Annotated in this window: 22 protein-coding genes; 8 read left to right on the top strand and 14 right to left on the bottom strand. The window is 70.1% G+C overall.

The genetic code is table 11. The annotated features are described in order from the left end of the window. The first annotated feature begins 96 nt into the window (after positions 1-96). Positions 97-606 (top strand): hypothetical protein, encoded by a 510-nt coding sequence (locus WBQ80_RS10925; RefSeq protein ID WP_336571567.1) that lies wholly within the window; start codon positions 97-99, stop codon positions 604-606. Positions 607-681: 75 nt separating this feature from the next. Here the strand turns inward: WBQ80_RS10925 and WBQ80_RS10920 are convergent, their stop codons facing one another. The 3 genes from WBQ80_RS10920 to WBQ80_RS10910 form a co-directional block, all read right to left on the bottom strand. Then, on the bottom strand, positions 682-1,305 hold the full coding sequence (locus WBQ80_RS10920) for a hypothetical protein (RefSeq protein ID WP_336571566.1): 624 nt from the start codon (positions 1,303-1,305) through the stop codon (positions 682-684). Between the two features lie 101 nt (positions 1,306-1,406). Then, positions 1,407-1,751 (bottom strand): type II toxin-antitoxin system PemK/MazF family toxin, encoded by a 345-nt coding sequence (locus WBQ80_RS10915; protein WP_336571565.1) that lies wholly within the window; start codon positions 1,749-1,751, stop codon positions 1,407-1,409. Continuing rightward, positions 1,748-1,984 carry a hypothetical protein gene (locus tag WBQ80_RS10910; RefSeq protein ID WP_337282554.1) on the bottom strand — a complete coding sequence of 79 codons (237 nt, stop codon included), beginning with the start codon at positions 1,982-1,984 and terminating at the stop codon, positions 1,748-1,750. The genes WBQ80_RS10915 and WBQ80_RS10910 overlap by 4 nt, the downstream gene beginning before the upstream one ends. On the opposite strand from WBQ80_RS10910, the gene WBQ80_RS10905 reads away from it, so the two are divergent. After that, a complete protein-coding gene (locus tag WBQ80_RS10905; RefSeq protein WP_336571564.1) occupies positions 1,889-2,911 on the top strand; it encodes a DUF2252 family protein in 1,023 nt (340 codons plus the stop codon). The genes WBQ80_RS10910 and WBQ80_RS10905 overlap by 96 nt on opposite strands. 18 nt (positions 2,912-2,929) lie before the next feature. Here WBQ80_RS10905 and WBQ80_RS10900 read toward each other — a convergent pair whose 3' ends face one another. Then, positions 2,930-3,730 carry a hypothetical protein gene (locus WBQ80_RS10900; RefSeq protein WP_336571563.1) on the bottom strand — a complete coding sequence of 267 codons (801 nt, stop codon included), beginning with the start codon at positions 3,728-3,730 and terminating at the stop codon, positions 2,930-2,932. A 153-nt stretch (positions 3,731-3,883) separates the two neighbouring features. Further along, positions 3,884-4,492 carry a TetR/AcrR family transcriptional regulator gene (locus WBQ80_RS10895; protein ID WP_336571562.1) on the bottom strand — a complete coding sequence of 203 codons (609 nt, stop codon included), beginning with the start codon at positions 4,490-4,492 and terminating at the stop codon, positions 3,884-3,886. A gap of 90 nt (positions 4,493-4,582) precedes the next feature. On the opposite strand from WBQ80_RS10895, the gene WBQ80_RS10890 reads away from it, so the two are divergent. From WBQ80_RS10890 to WBQ80_RS10875, 4 genes are all read left to right on the top strand, one after another. Then, positions 4,583-5,224 (top strand): hypothetical protein, encoded by a 642-nt coding sequence (locus WBQ80_RS10890; protein ID WP_336571561.1) that lies wholly within the window; start codon positions 4,583-4,585, stop codon positions 5,222-5,224. A gap of 18 nt (positions 5,225-5,242) precedes the next feature. Then, entirely contained in the window at positions 5,243-6,199 is a 957-nt protein-coding gene (locus WBQ80_RS10885; protein ID WP_336571560.1) for a CPBP family intramembrane glutamic endopeptidase, read from the top strand. A 62-nt stretch (positions 6,200-6,261) separates the two neighbouring features. Next, on the top strand, positions 6,262-6,837 hold the full coding sequence (locus WBQ80_RS10880) for a TetR/AcrR family transcriptional regulator (protein WP_336571559.1): 576 nt from the start codon (positions 6,262-6,264) through the stop codon (positions 6,835-6,837). 82 nt (positions 6,838-6,919) lie between these two features. Next, positions 6,920-8,425, top strand: coding sequence for an MFS transporter (locus tag WBQ80_RS10875; RefSeq protein WP_336571558.1), 1,506 nt, complete (start codon positions 6,920-6,922; stop codon positions 8,423-8,425). A 9-nt stretch (positions 8,426-8,434) separates the two neighbouring features. Here the strand turns inward: WBQ80_RS10875 and WBQ80_RS10870 are convergent, their stop codons facing one another. From WBQ80_RS10870 to WBQ80_RS10835, 8 genes are all read right to left on the bottom strand, one after another. Next, positions 8,435-9,394 (bottom strand): alpha/beta hydrolase, encoded by a 960-nt coding sequence (locus WBQ80_RS10870; protein WP_336571557.1) that lies wholly within the window; start codon positions 9,392-9,394, stop codon positions 8,435-8,437. Further along, entirely contained in the window at positions 9,391-9,990 is a 600-nt protein-coding gene (locus WBQ80_RS10865) for a helix-turn-helix domain-containing protein (RefSeq protein WP_336571556.1), read from the bottom strand. The genes WBQ80_RS10870 and WBQ80_RS10865 overlap by 4 nt, the downstream gene beginning before the upstream one ends. Before the next feature lie 3 nt (positions 9,991-9,993). Beyond that, entirely contained in the window at positions 9,994-10,344 is a 351-nt protein-coding gene (locus WBQ80_RS10860) for a hypothetical protein (protein ID WP_336571555.1), read from the bottom strand. Between the two features lie 96 nt (positions 10,345-10,440). Beyond that, the gene (locus WBQ80_RS10855) at positions 10,441-10,707 is read right to left on the bottom strand and encodes a cupin domain-containing protein (protein ID WP_336571576.1); all 267 of its coding nucleotides are present in this window, start codon (positions 10,705-10,707) and stop codon (positions 10,441-10,443) included. Positions 10,708-10,845: 138 nt separating this feature from the next. Further along, the gene (locus tag WBQ80_RS10850; protein ID WP_336571554.1) at positions 10,846-11,487 is read right to left on the bottom strand and encodes a hypothetical protein; all 642 of its coding nucleotides are present in this window, start codon (positions 11,485-11,487) and stop codon (positions 10,846-10,848) included. A gap of 156 nt (positions 11,488-11,643) precedes the next feature. Then, complete coding sequence (locus WBQ80_RS10845; RefSeq protein ID WP_336571553.1) at positions 11,644-12,108, bottom strand: GNAT family N-acetyltransferase; 465 nt, start codon at positions 12,106-12,108, stop codon at positions 11,644-11,646. A gap of 156 nt (positions 12,109-12,264) precedes the next feature. Next, entirely contained in the window at positions 12,265-12,420 is a 156-nt protein-coding gene (locus tag WBQ80_RS10840; RefSeq protein ID WP_336571552.1) for a hypothetical protein, read from the bottom strand. A gap of 100 nt (positions 12,421-12,520) precedes the next feature. After that, on the bottom strand, positions 12,521-13,288 hold the full coding sequence (locus tag WBQ80_RS10835; RefSeq protein WP_336571551.1) for a MerR family transcriptional regulator: 768 nt from the start codon (positions 13,286-13,288) through the stop codon (positions 12,521-12,523). Positions 13,289-13,505: 217 nt separating this feature from the next. Between WBQ80_RS10835 and WBQ80_RS10830 the strand changes: the two genes are divergently transcribed. Both WBQ80_RS10830 and WBQ80_RS10825 read left to right on the top strand, forming a co-directional pair. Continuing rightward, on the top strand, positions 13,506-14,123 hold the full coding sequence (locus tag WBQ80_RS10830; protein WP_336571550.1) for a small multidrug efflux protein: 618 nt from the start codon (positions 13,506-13,508) through the stop codon (positions 14,121-14,123). Between the two features lie 676 nt (positions 14,124-14,799). Next, positions 14,800-15,432: a YdeI/OmpD-associated family protein gene (locus WBQ80_RS10825; RefSeq protein ID WP_336571549.1), complete on the top strand. Its 633-nt coding sequence runs from the start codon at positions 14,800-14,802 to the stop codon at positions 15,430-15,432. A 48-nt stretch (positions 15,433-15,480) separates the two neighbouring features. Here WBQ80_RS10825 and WBQ80_RS10820 read toward each other — a convergent pair whose 3' ends face one another. Further along, positions 15,481-16,374, bottom strand: a complete 894-nt coding sequence (locus WBQ80_RS10820) for a LysR family transcriptional regulator (RefSeq protein ID WP_336571548.1) — start codon at positions 16,372-16,374, stop codon at positions 15,481-15,483. Positions 16,375-16,390 lie beyond the last annotated feature (16 nt).

Raw genomic sequence — 16,390 nt, 5'->3', positions numbered from 1 at the left:
CTCGCGGACAGTGAGGGGTCGTGCTCGCGGGTCGACGGCGATGAGATGCTGGCAGATGTGACAAGGGCACCGGGAGCGCGGCGATGAGCGGTCCTCGTGATGGCCGCCCTGGTTCTTGTCCTCACCGGCTGTCGCACGGAGTACCACGGCTTTGGCAGTGGGATCGACGGCGTGCTGGCCCGGCAGATCGCGTCCTTCGAAGACCCCTTGTCGTGGAGCCTCTTCCGGCCGGAGATCGCGGACAACGAGCCGGCCGCCTACTTGAACGCGATCGATGGCCAGCGTTGGGACGGGTCCGAAGACGCCGCGGCGGGACTTGACCTCCGCATGGGCGGAGTGGTCCTCTATGAGACGACCACGACCGATACCGATGTCGAGCTTTCTGTGTTCATAGCCTCGGGTCCACGACCCGCTGGCGCGACCGATGAGGGTCTGAAGTACCGGGGTCCGAGCACGGTATTCACGTGCTACGGGATCAAGGCTCAGTTCCAGCCCATGTCCCTGCCCGCCGTCGACCGGGTCATCTTCGATGACTGCCCGTCAGCACTCGTCGAGCTGCTCCCCGAGGACGCGGCGTTCGCCAGCGCCGAGGTGTTCGACGGGTGAATGCGCGAGCTCGCTCCGAATCGGCCACGGATGCCAACCCGCCTCCGCGAGCCATTCCTTAGCGGGCGCGTGACATCAGGACAGGAATTCGGGCCGCACCTCGGCGGCCCCGTCCAGCGCGGCTTGCAGCTGAAGGAAGAGGTGCCCGCCCTGCTCACGCCAGCCTCGAGGAATTGGGTCGTCCGTGTGCCGGGTCAGCCACCTCTCGTTCCAGTCGTATAGGGCTTGGCTGAGTTCCGGAGTGAGCCCCAGGTCGTCGCCCGTGAGCCGATAGTCGTCGGTGAAGTCCTCCCACAGGGGCCACCCACTCACCCACTCGGGGAATAACCGGATGACGCGCAAGCCGTTCGGGAGAACCGTCGGCAGTCCTCGCCGATCCTTGTCGAGCAGGTACCGGTCCTGCATCTGGCGCCGCCGCTGCCACTCGCGAGCCGAGCTCGGCGGGTCGTTGTAATCCATTCCGGACAACCAGATCAAGCCGCGCAACCCACGTGAGTCGTTCTCGACAAGGGCAAGAGACCACAAGTGCTCATCCCCGTTGGACAGCGCCAGCGCCGACTCCAGCGCCTGCTCGATCGTCGCCTCGAGAAGGTCGAAGGTCGTTGTCGCGTTGTCAGCGCCCTTGAAGACATAGATCCGGTAGCGAGCATCATCTCGCTCCCACGTCGAGTCCCGTTCATCCACAGAGAAGCCGCGCATCCCATCAACTTAGGTCCCGGCTGCAGTCCCAGCGGAGCGCCCGCGAACCGATCCCTCAGCGCGACGTGTCGGCCTCCGATCATGTCGGGTGCCGGACGTGGTCAGAGGTCGAGGAAGTCGCCGAGCCACATCCGCACGGCTCCGAGACAGTCGGTCGATACCTGACCCGAGATCCTCGTGAGCCGGTCACGCGAGAGGGTTCGCGGTTGCTCGGTCATGATCCATGACGGCCGATCGAGACCGCTGCGCCCGTCGACCCGGACGTGGTTGGGCCATCCGCGGTCGGTGGTCGTGATCGGCAGCACGATCGCGAGGGTCGTTACCGCGTCCAGGTATCCGGCGGAGGCGATGACCAGGACGGGACGGTGGCCACCTTGCTCCCGACCACGAACCGGCTCGAGCGATGCCCATGCGATGACGCCGGGCGCGAGTTCCGCCTCGGTCACGACTGGGCGTCAGTCAGCTCGGTGCGCTCCCATTCCGCCGACTCGCGAGCGTGCGACTCGGCCTGCGCGGCCGTCGACGCGGAGACTGCCGCCTTCAGACTGTCCAGCCGCCACCTGCGGTCCTCAGCGTCCGCGAGGTGCGCGAGGTGCGCGCCCAGGGTGAGTCCGTCGCGCGCCGCCTGCTCCTTGAGGCGGTCGCGGAGTTCATCGCTCACCTTGATCGTCGTAGTCATACTCCGAGTATACCGCTAAAGGCGGGAACCCGAGCTTTCAGCAGCCGTCGTGCGCTTCATGATCAGGCCACGAAAGTCGACACGTCCTCGGTCGCCCGTCACCTCGGGGAGAAGGGCGAGCGGACGGTCCGCAAGGCGGCGAAGAAGGCCCGCGCACGCACGTCCGAGCGGCTCCTGCAGCGCCTGACGACGTTCTCGGTCCACGGCGGCATCCGCATCGTCGATCAACCTCCCGTGCTGCGCCATGTCGACCACGCGACCTTGGGGGAGATCACCGACCTCTTCACCCAATACCGCGCGACCCTTCGCGAGGACATCGCGTTCCTGCTGGAGCAGTACCGCGTGGTCGACTTCGCCCTGCGGGTCGTCGGCGTCGGGAGCGTCGGCACCCGCTGCTACCTGCTCGCGGTCGAGGGCCCCACCGGCGACATGCTGTTCCTCCAGGCCAAGGAGGCTCCGCCGTCTGTCTTGACGACGTACGGGGGCCGGCGGTCGATCGTCCCCGGCCGCCCTGGCGTGACGGACATCGTCGAGGGCCACCGCGTCGTCGCCGCCCAGCGGATCCTGCAGGCGAACCCCGACCTGTTCGTCGGATTGATCCGCGGCTGGGCCGGTGACTCGGCGGACCGCTACCGGGTGGACTACTACTGGCGGCAGTTCCGCGATATGAAGGGGTCGATCGAACCGGCCACGCTCGACGCCGACCAGTTCAGCTCGTACGGTGCGCTGTGCGCCGCACTCCTGGCTCGCGCGCACGGGCAGTCCCCCGCCTCGGCCGCGATCGTGGCCTACCTCGGCCGATCCGAGGTATTCGCCGAGGCGACGGCGGCATGGTCGGCCGCCTACGCCGATGTCGCCGAGGCCGACTTCGAGCTGCTGCGCCAAGCCGTCGCATCCGGACGCCTCCCAGCCGAGACCGGCGTCTGAGCCGGGTCCGGGCTCCTCTCAGCCCCGAGGGCGGGCCTCCTCGGATCGCTCGTCCGCCAGACGGGCGCGGCGCTCCTCTTCGCGTTTCGAGTATGCCGCCGCGCGGATCGCTTCGTCCGACTCCAGGCCCGTTCCGAGCGCGCCGGCGAGCGTAGCGACGGACGCGACGAACCAGGTGAATACGAACAGGTCGTCGTAGCCGATGGACGTGCCGAGCGAACCGCCCATCTCGGCCGGGTCCAGGACGAACAGCGCCCAGACCAGGTTCACTACGTACAGCGCCAGATAGCAGATGACGACCCCGACCGTCAGCGTCAGCAGTGTCGAGGTGTTGTAGAGACGGGACCGTTCCCGAGCCTGCGCGGAGTCGTCATCGGGCCGGTCCCAGAGTTGACCGTCGATCACGATCCAAGCGACGACGATCGTGATGGAGCCGATCGTCGCGATCCAGAGGCGCCACCCCGACAGGGAGGAGGCCAGCAGCCAGAACGTCGGCTCGATGGTTGCCACCGCGCCGGTCGCCAGAGCCCCCACGAGGGCGGACTTGAGCCCTGCCGCGAGCAGCCACGGACGGTTGGCGAGCACCATGCCCAGGAGCACCTGCGCACGACCGCTCAGACCTGGAAGAGGCAGGCGCTGCTCGTCGGGGGAGGTGGGTTCGGCCATGCCGCTGACGAGCCCTTGCACGGCGTGACGGGCGCGGCGCTGAATGCGGAACCCGCCGAGAGCGGGGAGCGTAAGCACAGCCGCATGCCGCTGCGGATCGATCGCAGCCAGCAGGTAGCGGCCGTCGTCGTCGCGAATCGGAAGCTCCGTCACCCCGATATCACAGGTTCCAGTTCGGCGATTCCGTCGACGAGCGTGCGGTCAAGAGCTGTCGTGATCATGCTGGCTGTCCTTCAGTGGTCGTCGATGCTCTACCTCCGCCGCGCAGGGGGACGATTCGCAGTGCGGATTCGAAGAAGAGCGGTGTCATGCGTCGGGCATCTCGGTCATGACCGCGTGCACAGCGAGACGCAGACTCTCGGCCTCCGAATCCATTCGGACGATGTCCGAGGGGAGTGCCCGTTCGGCCATCAGGCCGTTCGTCACGGTGGACAGGAATCGCGCGCGCTCCTCGATCTTCCCGTCGTAGGTCGCGCCTTCCTCGACCAGTGCTCGCAGCCACTGCTCGATGCGGTGGCGCCCCATCCGGTCGAGCGCGAGGTAGTTGGCGGCTTCATCTTCGGAGGGAGCACTGGCCACATACGCCTCGTACAGGCCCCTCCACTGCCGGCGGGCGCGCTCGCCGGTTCCCACCTGGGAGAGAAGAAGCTGCAGGCATGCCACGAGGCGCTCCGCCGGAGACAGCGAACGGTCGTTGATCGGGTCGTCGGGAATCTCGAGGTCGTACATGGCCGCGATCACGGTCTCGACGAGCTCCCTCTGCGTGGGGAAGAAGTGCCGGAGTGACCCGGTGCTCACCTGCGCGCGCGCCGCGACCGCGCGAACGCTCAGGCGCGCGGTCGGGTTCTCGCCGAGCATGGTCGCCGCAGCGATGAGGATCTTCTCGCGCGTGCCGGGCTCGTTCGAGTCGCTCATTGGGACCTCCCGATCAACTGTCTATCACAGTGTGCTAGCTTGCCTACTCGTCCGCTATCACAGCGTACTAATGCGAGGAGGAGGAGCGGGATGGGGTTCAGACAGTGGCGCAACCGCCGGGTGCGGGCGGGATCCGGCGAATCCCTGCGCCCGTACCGGTGGTGGCAGATGCTCGGAAGGTCGCTGCGTTCGATCACCTTGACGTCACGGGACGGAACGGCCTCCGTGTACACGGTCGACGTCCGCCACGCCGGCGACATGAGCGATGGCGAGATTCGCGCCCGCCTCTACGTCGACGGCTCCCTCCGGTCCTACGCGAAGATGCCGACCCGGTTCGCCGTGCCCGGCGGCCACATCGAGGTCGCGATCACGGGCTTCGGGCTCAAGCGCTGCCACTACGTGCGCGACGACGGCATCGAACAGCAACTGTCACCCGACCGTGCCTCAGCAGAAGGCCTCCGCGCCCGGCTGCACAGCCGGCACCCTGGCCTCAGTCGCACGATCGGCCTGATGTCCGCGGCCCTCGTCATCGTCGGCCTCGGCGTCGAGGTCCCGCAACTCATCGAAGCGTTCTCCCGGATACCCCTCATCGCCGATTCGATCGGCACCTTCACCTCGCCGATCCAACTCCCGCTGCACCTCAACCTGCTCATCGGGCTGGCGGCCGTCGCCGGCAGCATCGAGCGCGCCCTGCGGATGCGATCGAGCTGGTTCGACGAGCTCGCCAGCTGACCTCACGAAAGGAACACCATGCCCCACGGCACCACGAACTGGCTCATCCGCCACGACGAGCCCGTCCCGAGTCCACAGGTCCCGCCCGCAGTCGAATACCACCGCGTCTACGCGAGCGGGAAGCGCCGAATCCTTCGAGGAGTCGCGGCGATCCTGCTCCTGCTGGTCGGCCTGGTCGGCTTCGCGCGGCTCTTCAGCCTCGGCGCGACATTCATCGACACGGAGTTCCTCGGGCGCACGGGCTTCACGCCGCTCCAGCAGGCCGCCGGCGCCCTCTCCCTGGGAGTGCTGATTCCGTACTGCATGCTGCTGCAACGACTTCTCTACAAGGTGCCGTTCCGCTCGTTGCATTCCGTGGCCGGGCGGTTCCGATTCGGCGTCCTCGGGCGAGCCTTGCTCGCCTTCGGCCCGCTCACGCTCGTCGTCATGTCCGTGGCATACCTCCTGATGCCGAGTCCGCAGGTGAACTGGACGACGATCGATCTCGTCTCCTATTTCGTGATCGGGATGCTCTTGTCGCCGCTCGCAGCAGCGGGAGAGGAGTACGGCTTCCGAGGCTTCATGTTCCGCGTCGTCGGAGGATGGGCGCGAAGCGCGCGGGTCGGTACCTTCATCGGGATCGCCATCCCGACCGCGCTCTTCTCGATCATGCACGGCTCATTCGACCCCTACATCCTCACCTCGTACCTCGTGCTGTTCGGGTCGATGGCGATCATGACCTGGCGCACCGGAGGCCTCGAGACGGCGGTCGTCCTCCACGGGGTGTACAACCTCACCCTGCTGGTGCTCGCCACCACCCTGCATGTCGACCTCACCGGGCAGATCAACAGCCGAGAGGAGGCCGTCGGTTCGTTCGTCAACCTCATCCCCAGCGCCGCACTCCTCCTCATCACCGCAGCAGTCTGGTGGATCACCCGCAAGACCGGCCCCGCACGGACCCCCGAGATCGATGACACCCGCACCGCCGCATGCTGAGGGTTTCGACTGGGCTTGCGTGACGTTTGCACCGTGACTGAAGTGAGTGTACAGTCACTCATATGCCGGGATCGACCAAGCTCTCCACCGCAGAGGCGCGCCGTCCGCTCGTCGTGCGTGCAGCGACGACGACCTTCGCGCGAGCGGGGTATCGGGCGACGACGGTCGCCGACGTCGCCACCGAGGCGAAGATCTCGTCCGCCTACGTCTTCAAGCTGTTCGCGGGCAAGGAGGCCCTCTTCGTCGCGGCGCTCGAGGACTGTTACGAGCGCATCGTCGAGGCGCTCGCCGAGGGCGTCGAGTCGGCGACCGACCGCACGCCCGAGGGCATCCTCGATGCGATGGGCGGCGCGTACGCTGCGCTCATCGCCGACCGCGACCTGCTCCTGCTCCAGGTGCACGCCCAGTCGGCGGCCGAGGTGCCCGAGATCGGTGCGGCGCTCCGGCGCGGGTACGCGCGCGTGGTCGAGTTCGCGTCCACGAGAAGCGGGGCGACGGATGCCTCGGTGCAGCGTTTCATCGCGTTCGGTCAGTTGTGCCATCTCGTCGTGACCCTCAGCATCGACGACTCGTCCGAGCGCTGGGCGCAGCTGCTTGGCGCCGGCATCCGCCACCCGTCGTTCGGCCAGAACGACTGAACCGGACCGGCGTCAGGCGGTCTTGCTTTGCCCGAAGTAGTGAGTGAACACTCACTCTCTTGAATGGAAGGAACCGAAGACCATGTCCGACCTCACGACGGCGCAGGGAGCGCCGAACGCCGAGACCACGCATGCGCGGATTGCGAGTGGTCCCGCCCACCCGGAACCCACCTCACCACCCGACCCTCGCCGTCGCCGGCTCGCGCTCGCGGCCCTCGCGCTCGCCCAGTTCCTCGTCGTGCTCGACGCGTCGATCGTGAACATCGCGATCCCCGTACTCGGAGCCGACCTCGGTCTCGGGCCGGGCGCGCTCGCCTGGGTCATCACGGCGTACGTGCTCCCGTTCGGGAGCCTGCTGATGATCGGCGGGCGCCTCGCCGATCGCTTCGGGCACCGCCGGCTGTTCCTGATCGGCGTCGCCGGGTTCGTGCTCGCGTCGGCGACCGCCGCAGCCGCGCCCGACGGCGCCGTGCTGCTCGGCTCCCGTGCCGCGCAGGGGGCGTCGGCGGCGCTTCTCGCCCCGGCCGCGCTCGCGCTGGTGGCGCGCACCTTTCCCGCACCCGGCGATCGGGCGCGGGCGCTCGGCACCTGGGGCGCGGTCGCCGGTCTCGGGAGCGTCGCAGGCGTGCTGCTCGGGGGCGTGCTGACGGCCGCGTTCGGCTGGCCGGCGGTGTTCCTCGTGAACCTGCCGATCGGGGCGCTGGTGCTCGCGTCGACACCCATGCTCGTGGCGCGCGACGGTCGCGGCTCGGTCGGGCGGCTCGACCTCCCGGGTGCGGCGACCGCGACGGGCGCGCTCGTCGCCCTAGTCGGCGCCCTGAGCGGGGTCGAGCAGCTCGGCCTCGGACATCCGCTCGTCATCGGTCTCGTGGCGGTCGCGGTCGCCCTCGGCGTGGCCTTCGTGATCGTCGAGCGTCGCGCCCCCGAGCCGCTCCTGCCGGCGAGCGTGTTCCGCAACCGCGCGGTCGTGACCGGCAACCTCGTGATGCTGGCCCTCGGCGGCGCGATGGTGGCGCTGTTCTTCGCGCTGTCGCTGTTCCTGCAGGAGACGATGGGCCTCGACGCGCTCGCCGCAGGGCTCACGCAGCTCCCGCTCGCCGGGGTGCTCGTCCTCGTGGCGGGCATCGTTCCCCCGCTGGTGGCACGGTTCGGGTCGCGTGCGGTGCTCGTGGTGTCGCTCCTGGTGCTCGCCGGCGGTGCCGGCTGGCTCGCCGCCGCACCCGCCGGAGCGGACTTCGTCGCACACGTCCTCGGGCCCACCCTGCTCATCGGCGTCGGTCTCGGCGGCGCGTTCGTGGTCACCACCGAGTTGTCCGTGCACGGTGTCGACGGCGGCGAGGCGGGCGTCGCCGGCGGCCTCCTGAACACCAGCCAGCAGGTCGGCGGCGCGCTCGGCTTCGCCGCGCTCGCGAGCCTCGCGACGCTGCGTACCGAGTCGCTCGCCGCCGCCGGGGTTCCTGCCGACGCGGCGGCAGCCGGGGGACTGGCCGTCGTCTTCCTCGGCGCGGCCGCACTGGCTGTGGTCGCGGCGGCGATCGTGCCTGCCTCGACGGTGCGGGCGCACCGCGAGCGCGTCGGACGGCGGTGAGAAGGGCCGTCAGGCGCCGGCCGCGCCCCCGTCGGAGGCGCGGCCGCGCGCCGCGGCCCACGACGCGACCCGGTCGAGCAGCTCGCGGTCGACGGGCTGCTTGACGAGTGCCCGGTAGGCCGCGAACGACGCGGTGTCGCCGGGGTCGCGTCGCAGCAGGTGCGTGAGGCGCTCGGGCCGGTCGGTCTCGACGGGTCCGGCGACCAACGCGGCGATGCGCTCGAGGTCGTCGGGGTCGACCTGCAGGTCGTGGTCGCCGGTGATCGCGAGGACGGCCATCGACAGGCGCGCCAGGTCGGGGGCCGGGTCGTAGGCGATGAGCTCGCGATGCCACTTGGCGTTGGTCCGGCGACCCTCGAGCCGGATCACGTCGGTCGTGCTCTGCCGGAAGCGCTCGACGTTGCGACGCTGCTTCTCCACGAGATCGATCCGAAGCAGGCGCAGGATGCCGCGGACGAACCTCGGCATCGTCGGCACGATCTGCCGGGTCTGCCAGGCGAGCATCTGCTCCCCCACGACCGCCGGCGCGGCGAGCAGCACCGTGCCGGCCAGGTCCGGCTCGCCTGCGGCGAGGCGGGTGGCGATGATCGCGCCCTCGCTGTGGCCCACGAGCACGACCGGCACCCCGGGCAGGCGGTCGCGGAGGGCGGCGAGCGCAGCCGCGGCATCCGTCGTGTTGTCACTGAGCCCGGCGCTCAGGAAGTCGCCGCCGGACGCGCCGACGCCGCGCTTGTCGTAGCGCAGGCTCGCCACGCCGGCACCGGCGAGCGCGTGCGCGAGTTCGCGGGTGATGCCGAGGCGCATGCGCGGGTGGTCGCTGTCGCGGTCGACCGGTCCCGAGCCGGGCACGAGGAGGGCGGCAGCCAGCGGGGTGCCGGCGGGGAGGCCGAGGGTGCCGGCGAGGCGCACGTCGCCGGCGGCGAAATCGAGCGCGGTCTCGGTGAGGGTCGGGGTCGAGGCGGTGATCATGTCGTTCCCGTCGTGGTCGAAGTGGCGGAGGAGGTGGGCGCGGGTGCCGGGGCGGAATCCGTCGCGTCGGGGATGAGGACGGTCGACAGCACGCGTCGGACGCGGCCGTCGCCCGGGCCGTTGCCGACGAAGCGGGCCGCGAGCTCGCGGAGGCCGGCGATGAACTCGTCGGTCTCGCCGTCGGTCATCCACATGGCGACGTGCCGATAGCCGACGCGGTCGCGCTCGAAGTCGATCTCGCCGCGGGCGAGGTACCCGTCGAATCCCGCGAGCAGTCCGGCGACGTACGCGGCGAACGCCCGGCGGTGCTCTTCGAGCGACATCCCGGCGAGGTCGTCGCCGGTGATGCGGGCGGTGTCGAGCTGCAGTTCCCACGTGCGCTCGACGGCGCCGCGCACCCGTCGCTCGTCGACGGCGACGAGCACGCCCGCGTCCGCGAGCGTCGCGACCTGGCGGTAGAGCGTCGCGGTCGTCACGCCCGGCAACTCGTCGCCGAGCTGGGCGGTCGTGAGTCGGCGCCCGCCGAGCAGGGCCTGGATGATGCGCAGCCGGACGGGGTGCAGGACCAGCTCGACGGTGTCGGTGGGGCCGGCCATCGCTCAACCCACCGCCGATCGGAGCCGGTCGCGCAGCGACGCGGCATCCGTCGTCGAGAGGACCAGCCGGTCGTACCACTGCCCCTCGAGGTCGACGACGAGCGCACGCCGCCCGGCGCGCGCGACCACGTAGCTGCGGCGCCCGCCGCCCCGCCAGGTGCCGACGCGCGTGACCCCGGGAAGCGCCAAGCCGGGCGCGCGCAGCCCACGGACCGCGTCGAAGGCGTCGTCGACGACCTCGACGTGACGGATGGCGGTCACCGGAACGTCGACGTCGCCGAGCAGGCCCGCGATCCTCTCGCGGCGCGTCAGCGCCACCTCGAGGCGTCCGTCGGTGATGCGGATGTCGGCCATGGCGAAGTCCCCTCGTCGTCGGAGCCCATTATTCCCATCGGTGCGAACGTTGTCAATCTCGCGAATGTACTGGAGACGAAGCTTCATGCATCGGCATCATGCATCGGCATCGCCGAGGTCGCGCAGGTGCACACGTTCGCCCTGGCGGCTGAGCAGGCTGAGGAGCTCGGCGGGATCGAGCGACGCGCTGGCTGTGCCGTGCGGGACACGGGTGTCGAACTCCGCGGCCTCGCCGGGCTGCAGCACTGTCTCCCGGTCGCCGAGCGCGAGCCGCACTCGTCCCGAGAGCACGTACACCCAGTCGTATCCGTCGTGCGCTCTCCTTTGGTCGGCGGTTTCGACTGGGTGAGGCGGCTTCGCGATCTCGGTGCGGAGGACAACACTCGCTGCCCTCCGCGCTGACGTGTTCACCGCTGGAGGAACACCTTCAGGGCGTGGTTGACCTCGTCGGCGTGGGTCCACAGCAGGCCGTGGGGCTGCGTGCTCGAGCTCGGCGACCGTTCAGTTCGGCTCGTCGGTCGAGGCCAGCGTCGAGGCCTGCGGGAACTCGGCGCGGAACCGAGCCCCCTGCGCCGCCACCACGAGCACGGCGAGGATGACGGCGGCGACGACCCCGAGCGCGATCGCGACTGGCAGCCCGACCCCCGCCCCGCCCGCGAGCAGCGCGACGCCGCTGCCGCCGACGACCGCGTTGACGGTGCCGATCATGCTCGCCATCGTGCCGATGTACGACCAGCGCACACTGCGCACCCCGAGCATCGAGAGCGAGTCGGCGCCCTCGTCACCCGTGACGGCGAAGAACGGAGCTGCGAGCGGCGTGAGGTCGGCGTAGTACCGACGGATGCGTGCCATGCCGCGCAGCGCGCGGATGTTCTCGACGCTGGTGTCGATGAGCCGCGCGACCGTGAACCAGCCGAGCACGAACACCGTCGAGAGCGCAGCCGCGGCGAAGGGCCCGAACACGTCCTCGGATGCTCCGAGCACGAAGCCGAGCGACACGAGCGCGCTCGACAGGGTGAACAGGTACAGCGACGAGCGGCTGCTCGATTCGCTGATCGAGGCGCCGGATGCCCCCTGCAGCACGAAGTACTCGGTGTTCAGCACCGCGAGCAGATCGGCGCGGGCGTGGTCGTCTTCGGTCATGCTCACTCCCAGATCAGACTGTCGGTCTCCGTGTCTCGGGTCACCGTCTCGCATCAACAAGTGAATACCGTGTTGTAGGCACATGGTCCAGCGTCGCCGGCTTCCCCCTCGATCAGGACGAGTCAGCCACGGAGCGCGTACACAGCAGCGGATCCCTCACCGCACGCTGTTGAGCGGTCGTGACCACGCGACCTCGCGCTCAAGCTGTCCCGTCGTGATGAACAGTCGCACTTGGCGGGCATGTTGGAGTGCCCGAGCGAGCTCTTCCCGGTCGGCGGGGTCGAACCCGAGCTTGATCCAGAACGGGCCGGAGCGTCGCGAGAACAGCCACGCGTGACGTGCGCCTGCGGCGTGCGCCTGGTCCAACGCGTGGGTGGCCAGACGCGAGCCCGTTCCGGCCGCGCGGAGCGTCGGCGATACGGCGACGCTTCGAATGAGGACATGCGCGTCACGTGAGTGAAGGCTGCAGGTCGTGTCACGGTAGTACGTGCCCGTGTTGTACCCCTGACGCGGGCACCGTTCGTGCGGCCCTTGAAGTTCGACGCCGGGACGTGCGTGGACCCACCGTGCTCCACGCTCGACGCGCTCGTGGCGGCGTTGTTCGAGAGCACGCGAAGTCACCCCCGAGGATCGCCGCCTTCAGCCCGAAATCGCCCGGCACGAAGAGTGCGCCCCGAGATCGACGTGGAAGCGCTCAGTCTCGGCATCCGGTACCAGGAGGTTGCGGAGCCGGCCGATCTGCACGGACGGCACGGTCCCAACGGCCCGCGCCGAATCTCACTCCGCACGCCCCTGCCGATGCAGGAGCGTGAGGCCCGGCAGGTCGGCGAGCACCGTCGACGCGGCGCCCGCCGAGATGGCCGAGCCGACGCCGGTCGCGGCCACGGCGGCGAGGGGATCGCACACCGAGCGTGCCACGGACGCCTGGGTCATGGACGACTGACGCCATGAGCGCCGACTTCACCCTCGTCAACCTCCGAATGGTCACCGAGGCGGCGCGCACCGGCTCGTTCAGCGCTCGATGCGGTGGAGCTCAGCCCACGGCAGGGTCCACGGAATCGCCATCCTCGGGGGCGGCCCGGTCGACGCCGGTCGCGATCCTGCTCGCGCGGGTGAGGACGTCGCGCTGCGCCTCGTTGTAGACCTCGAAGAATGTCTCGACGAAGGCCTCCTGGGTCACCGCGGGGCCCTTCGACAGGTGCTCGTCGGGCTGCAGCAGCCACGGGTAGTCGGCCAGGTTGCGAGCGATCTTGGGCGCGAACGCGTCGACGAGTCGCTGCCGGGTGGCCTCGTCGGCATCGGCCGGCAGCGTGTCCAACTCGTCGTCGGCGGCGTCGCGTTCCTCCTCGGCCATGTGCTTGAGGTCGGACATCGCGGACTGGTCGTAGAGCTGGGCGTAGACCAGTATGAGCGAGCGGTCCGCGCCCGACAGCCGGCCCGCGACGTCTTCGAAGCCCGGCGGCACGTCGGTCACCGTGGAGCCCTCGAGGATCGCGCGGATTTCGGCGCGTGCCCGCTGCATCCGCTCGATGGACGCGGCGAGGTCGGCGTCGATGGCGAGGAGCGCTGCCGTCGGATCGCGGTCGCTCGCGGGGCCGATCGCCTCGATCTGCCCGAGCGGCACGCCCAGATCGCGCAGCCGGCGGATCTGCAGCAGCCGGATGAGGTGGCGAGCTTCGTACTGCTTGTACCCGTTGTACCTGCGCTCGGGCTCGTCGAGCAGTCCCGCTCGGTGGTAGTGCCGCACCGTGTTGACGGTCGTGCCGGCGAGCTCGGCGAGTTCGCGTGTGCTCCAGCCCATGCCGTTCCCGTCCTTCCGACGCTGCCGCCCCGGGGGAGCTCCCGGCCGCACCGACACGGTCATTCAAGACCCTGTTCCGACCACATGGTCAAGCGTCACAGGCTTCGTTCAGGTTCGAACGGCCCGCGCTTGACCCTGTTCCGAGAACCGGGTCGAGACTGCTCCCGCAACGCGCGATCCGCCCGGATCGCGGTGCGTGAGAGAAGGAAGAACCATCGTGGACAACCCGTACCCCTGGCTGCAGGACATCGTCGACCAAGTGCCCGACCTCCTGCAACCGCTGATCGTCGCCCTCGCGGGCGCGGTTCCCTACATCGAGGGCGAGGGAGCGTCGGTGTTCGGCATCATCGCCGGAATCAACCCGATCGTCGCAGCGCTGGCCGCCATGGCGGGCAACATCCTGGCCGTCATCGCGGTCGTGCTCTTCGGCACGCGCGTGCGCGGCGCCGTCGTCGACCGGCGCGCGAGCACGCGAGCGGCCGACCGGGTGCCCGCGACCACCAACCGAGCGGATGCCGCGTCCGCCACGCCGAGCACCATGACGGGCAGCGCTCGAGCCATCACCATCGAGCACCCGACGGATGACCCGGACGCCGCGCCCACTCGCCGCTCGAAAGGCCAGGCGAAGCTCCGGCGCTGGATGGTGCGATTCGGTGTCCCGGGCGCGAGCCTCCTCGCCCCGCTCGCCCTGCCGACGATGCTGACCGCAGCGTTCTTCGTCGCGTCGGGCGTGCGCAAGGAGTGGGTCATCCTCTGGCAGGTCATCGCGATCGTGCTCTGGACGACACTCGCGGCGGCAGCGGCCACCGGGATCCTCTCGCTGCTCGGGTGGTGAGTCCGTCCGCCGGGACGATGCGTCCCGGCTGGTGGTCGGGCGGCTCGCGCAGGCGGGGATCAGCGTGCCTGTCGGCGTCGCTGCCGTCGCCCGAACCGCCGCTGCTGAGCACGGGCGAGGAGGGGATCCCGCCTCACCGATCGACCCGCGCCTCCAGCAGGCGCCGCTCGGCGTCGTTCGCCGTGAGTTCCAGGGCGCACAGGTCCTCGGCCCATCGCCTCGTCCCGACGGCCGGGGTGCCGGAGCATCCGCGCGCACGGCGTGCCAGGGGTGGTATCCCGAGCACGGCCTGTGCCTCGCCGATCAGTCGGCGAATCCCACCGAGCCCGGTCCTGATCGGCGAGCAGAACGACCTCCCCATCGGCGGCGCGTGCGCCTCCGCGTGCGACGACGCGCGAGCCATACGGCGTCGTCGGCGAGGTCGCGGTCCGCGGCCGCGTCTCCCCCTGCGACCAGGGGTTTCATGCGAATCCCACCCCGGGAGAGCCGGCCCCTCCGCGAGGTTCGGAGCCGGCCGCATCACCCCCAGGCGCCGGTGAGCGACACCTCACCGATCGCTTCCTCGGCGACCCTCCGGGCGCGAGCGACCGCTGATCACGGCTGCGGGTGTTCGGATCCACGGTGCACGCTCATACTGGTGTCGAGCGGCGATGTCTGGCGCGAGAGGAGCGAAGGAGTGGAGTCGTCTTCGGGACGAGCGGCATCCGAGTCCGCACTTCGACCCCTCTACCCGCTCGTCGAGGTCCGATCGCGTGAGGAATGGCGCACGTGGCTCGAACGGCACCATGCCGACTCCCCTGGCGTCTGGGTCGTGACCGCCCGGAAGAGCGCGCTCGATCCAGGGCAGGCCCACGTCAGCGCTCAGGACCTCAACGAGGAGTGCCTCTGCTTCGGCTGGATCGATTCCCGGCCGGCGAAGATCGACCAGACGCGAACCGCGCTGCTCTGCACACCGCGGAAGCCCGGAAGCGGCTGGTCCAAGGTCAACAAGGACCGCATCGACCGGCTGCTCAGCGCGGGCCGCATCGCACCCGCGGGCCTCGCCGCGATCGAGCGGTCGCGCGCGGATGGTTCGTGGTCGGCGCTGGACGAGGTCGAGACGCTCGAGATCCCGGCGGATCTCGCCGCCGCGCTCGACTCCTACCCCGACGCCAGGGCGAACTTCGAGTCCTTCCCACGGTCGGCGCGTCGCGGCATCCTGGAATGGATCGCCACCGCCCGACGAGCCGCGACCCGCGCCGCACGGGTCGCGGAGACGGCCGCGCTCGCGCAGGAAGGCAGGCGCGCGAACCAGTGGCCGCGACAGTGAGCGTCCACGACGCGCGGTTCGGCTCGACGACCGTCGGCGATCACCCGTTCACTCGGTGCGGAGCGGTGCGGTGATCCGCACGGCGGTGTCGAGGACGTCGCCGATGGCACGGTGCCGCGGAGGTGGCGCGTGCACGGCGACGAACTCGACGGGCGCGAGAGCAGGCGCGGGCACGTACGCCACCCCGTACGCGGCGCCCGGATAGCTGCGCTCGACGTGCGCCGGCACGGTCAGGAACAGCCGGTCCGCCGAGATGCTCCACAGCAACTCCTCGAAGGAGTCGGCCGGGACCCCGCGTCGTTCGGCCTCCTCGCCGTTGCGCTCCGCGGTGAGGGTGAAGAACGCCTCCCATGCGGGGTCGATGTCATCGCGCCGGCGTTTGGCCGGAAGCGTGAGCAGGTCGTCCGTCCGCAGGTCCGCAGCATCCGATCGCGGGTCGGCCCGGGAGACCACGGCGACTCGCGGCTCGCCGAACAGGTGCAGGACCTCGAGCTGGGGATGCGCCGACGGGCCGTGCGTGAATGCGACGTGCACGCGTTCACTCAGGAGCGAGGTGACGACGTCCTGCGGCTGCACGCGCCGCACCTCGACCTCGACGTCCGGGAGCGCGGCACGGCAGGCGGCGATGAGCACCGAGGTGAGTTCGCCGAGCCCGTCGAGCACGAAGCCGAGTCGAAGCGCGGACCCGCCTGCGCCGACCGTCTCGTGGAGGCCGTCGGCCCGCGAGAGCAGCTCCCGAGCGGATGCCGCGAGCCGGACGCCGGCGGGCGTGAGCGAGCACCCTCGCGGCCGGCGAACCGCGAGCACCACCCCGAGTCGTTGCTCCAGCTGCGCGATGGCTCGCGAGAACGCCTGCTGGGAGACCCAGCATCGGGCCGCCGCCCGAGTGAAGTTGAGCTCCTCGGACAGCGCGACGAAGTACCGCAGCGACTGCAGCTCCACCGACCCATCATCGCCC

It is taken from the genome of Agromyces sp. CCNWLW213, from assembly GCF_037199545.1.
GTDB lineage: Bacteria > Actinomycetota > Actinomycetes > Actinomycetales > Microbacteriaceae > Agromyces.
Note: the sequence above shows the minus strand (reverse complement) of the source record. Positions and strands in the feature narration are given on the sequence as shown.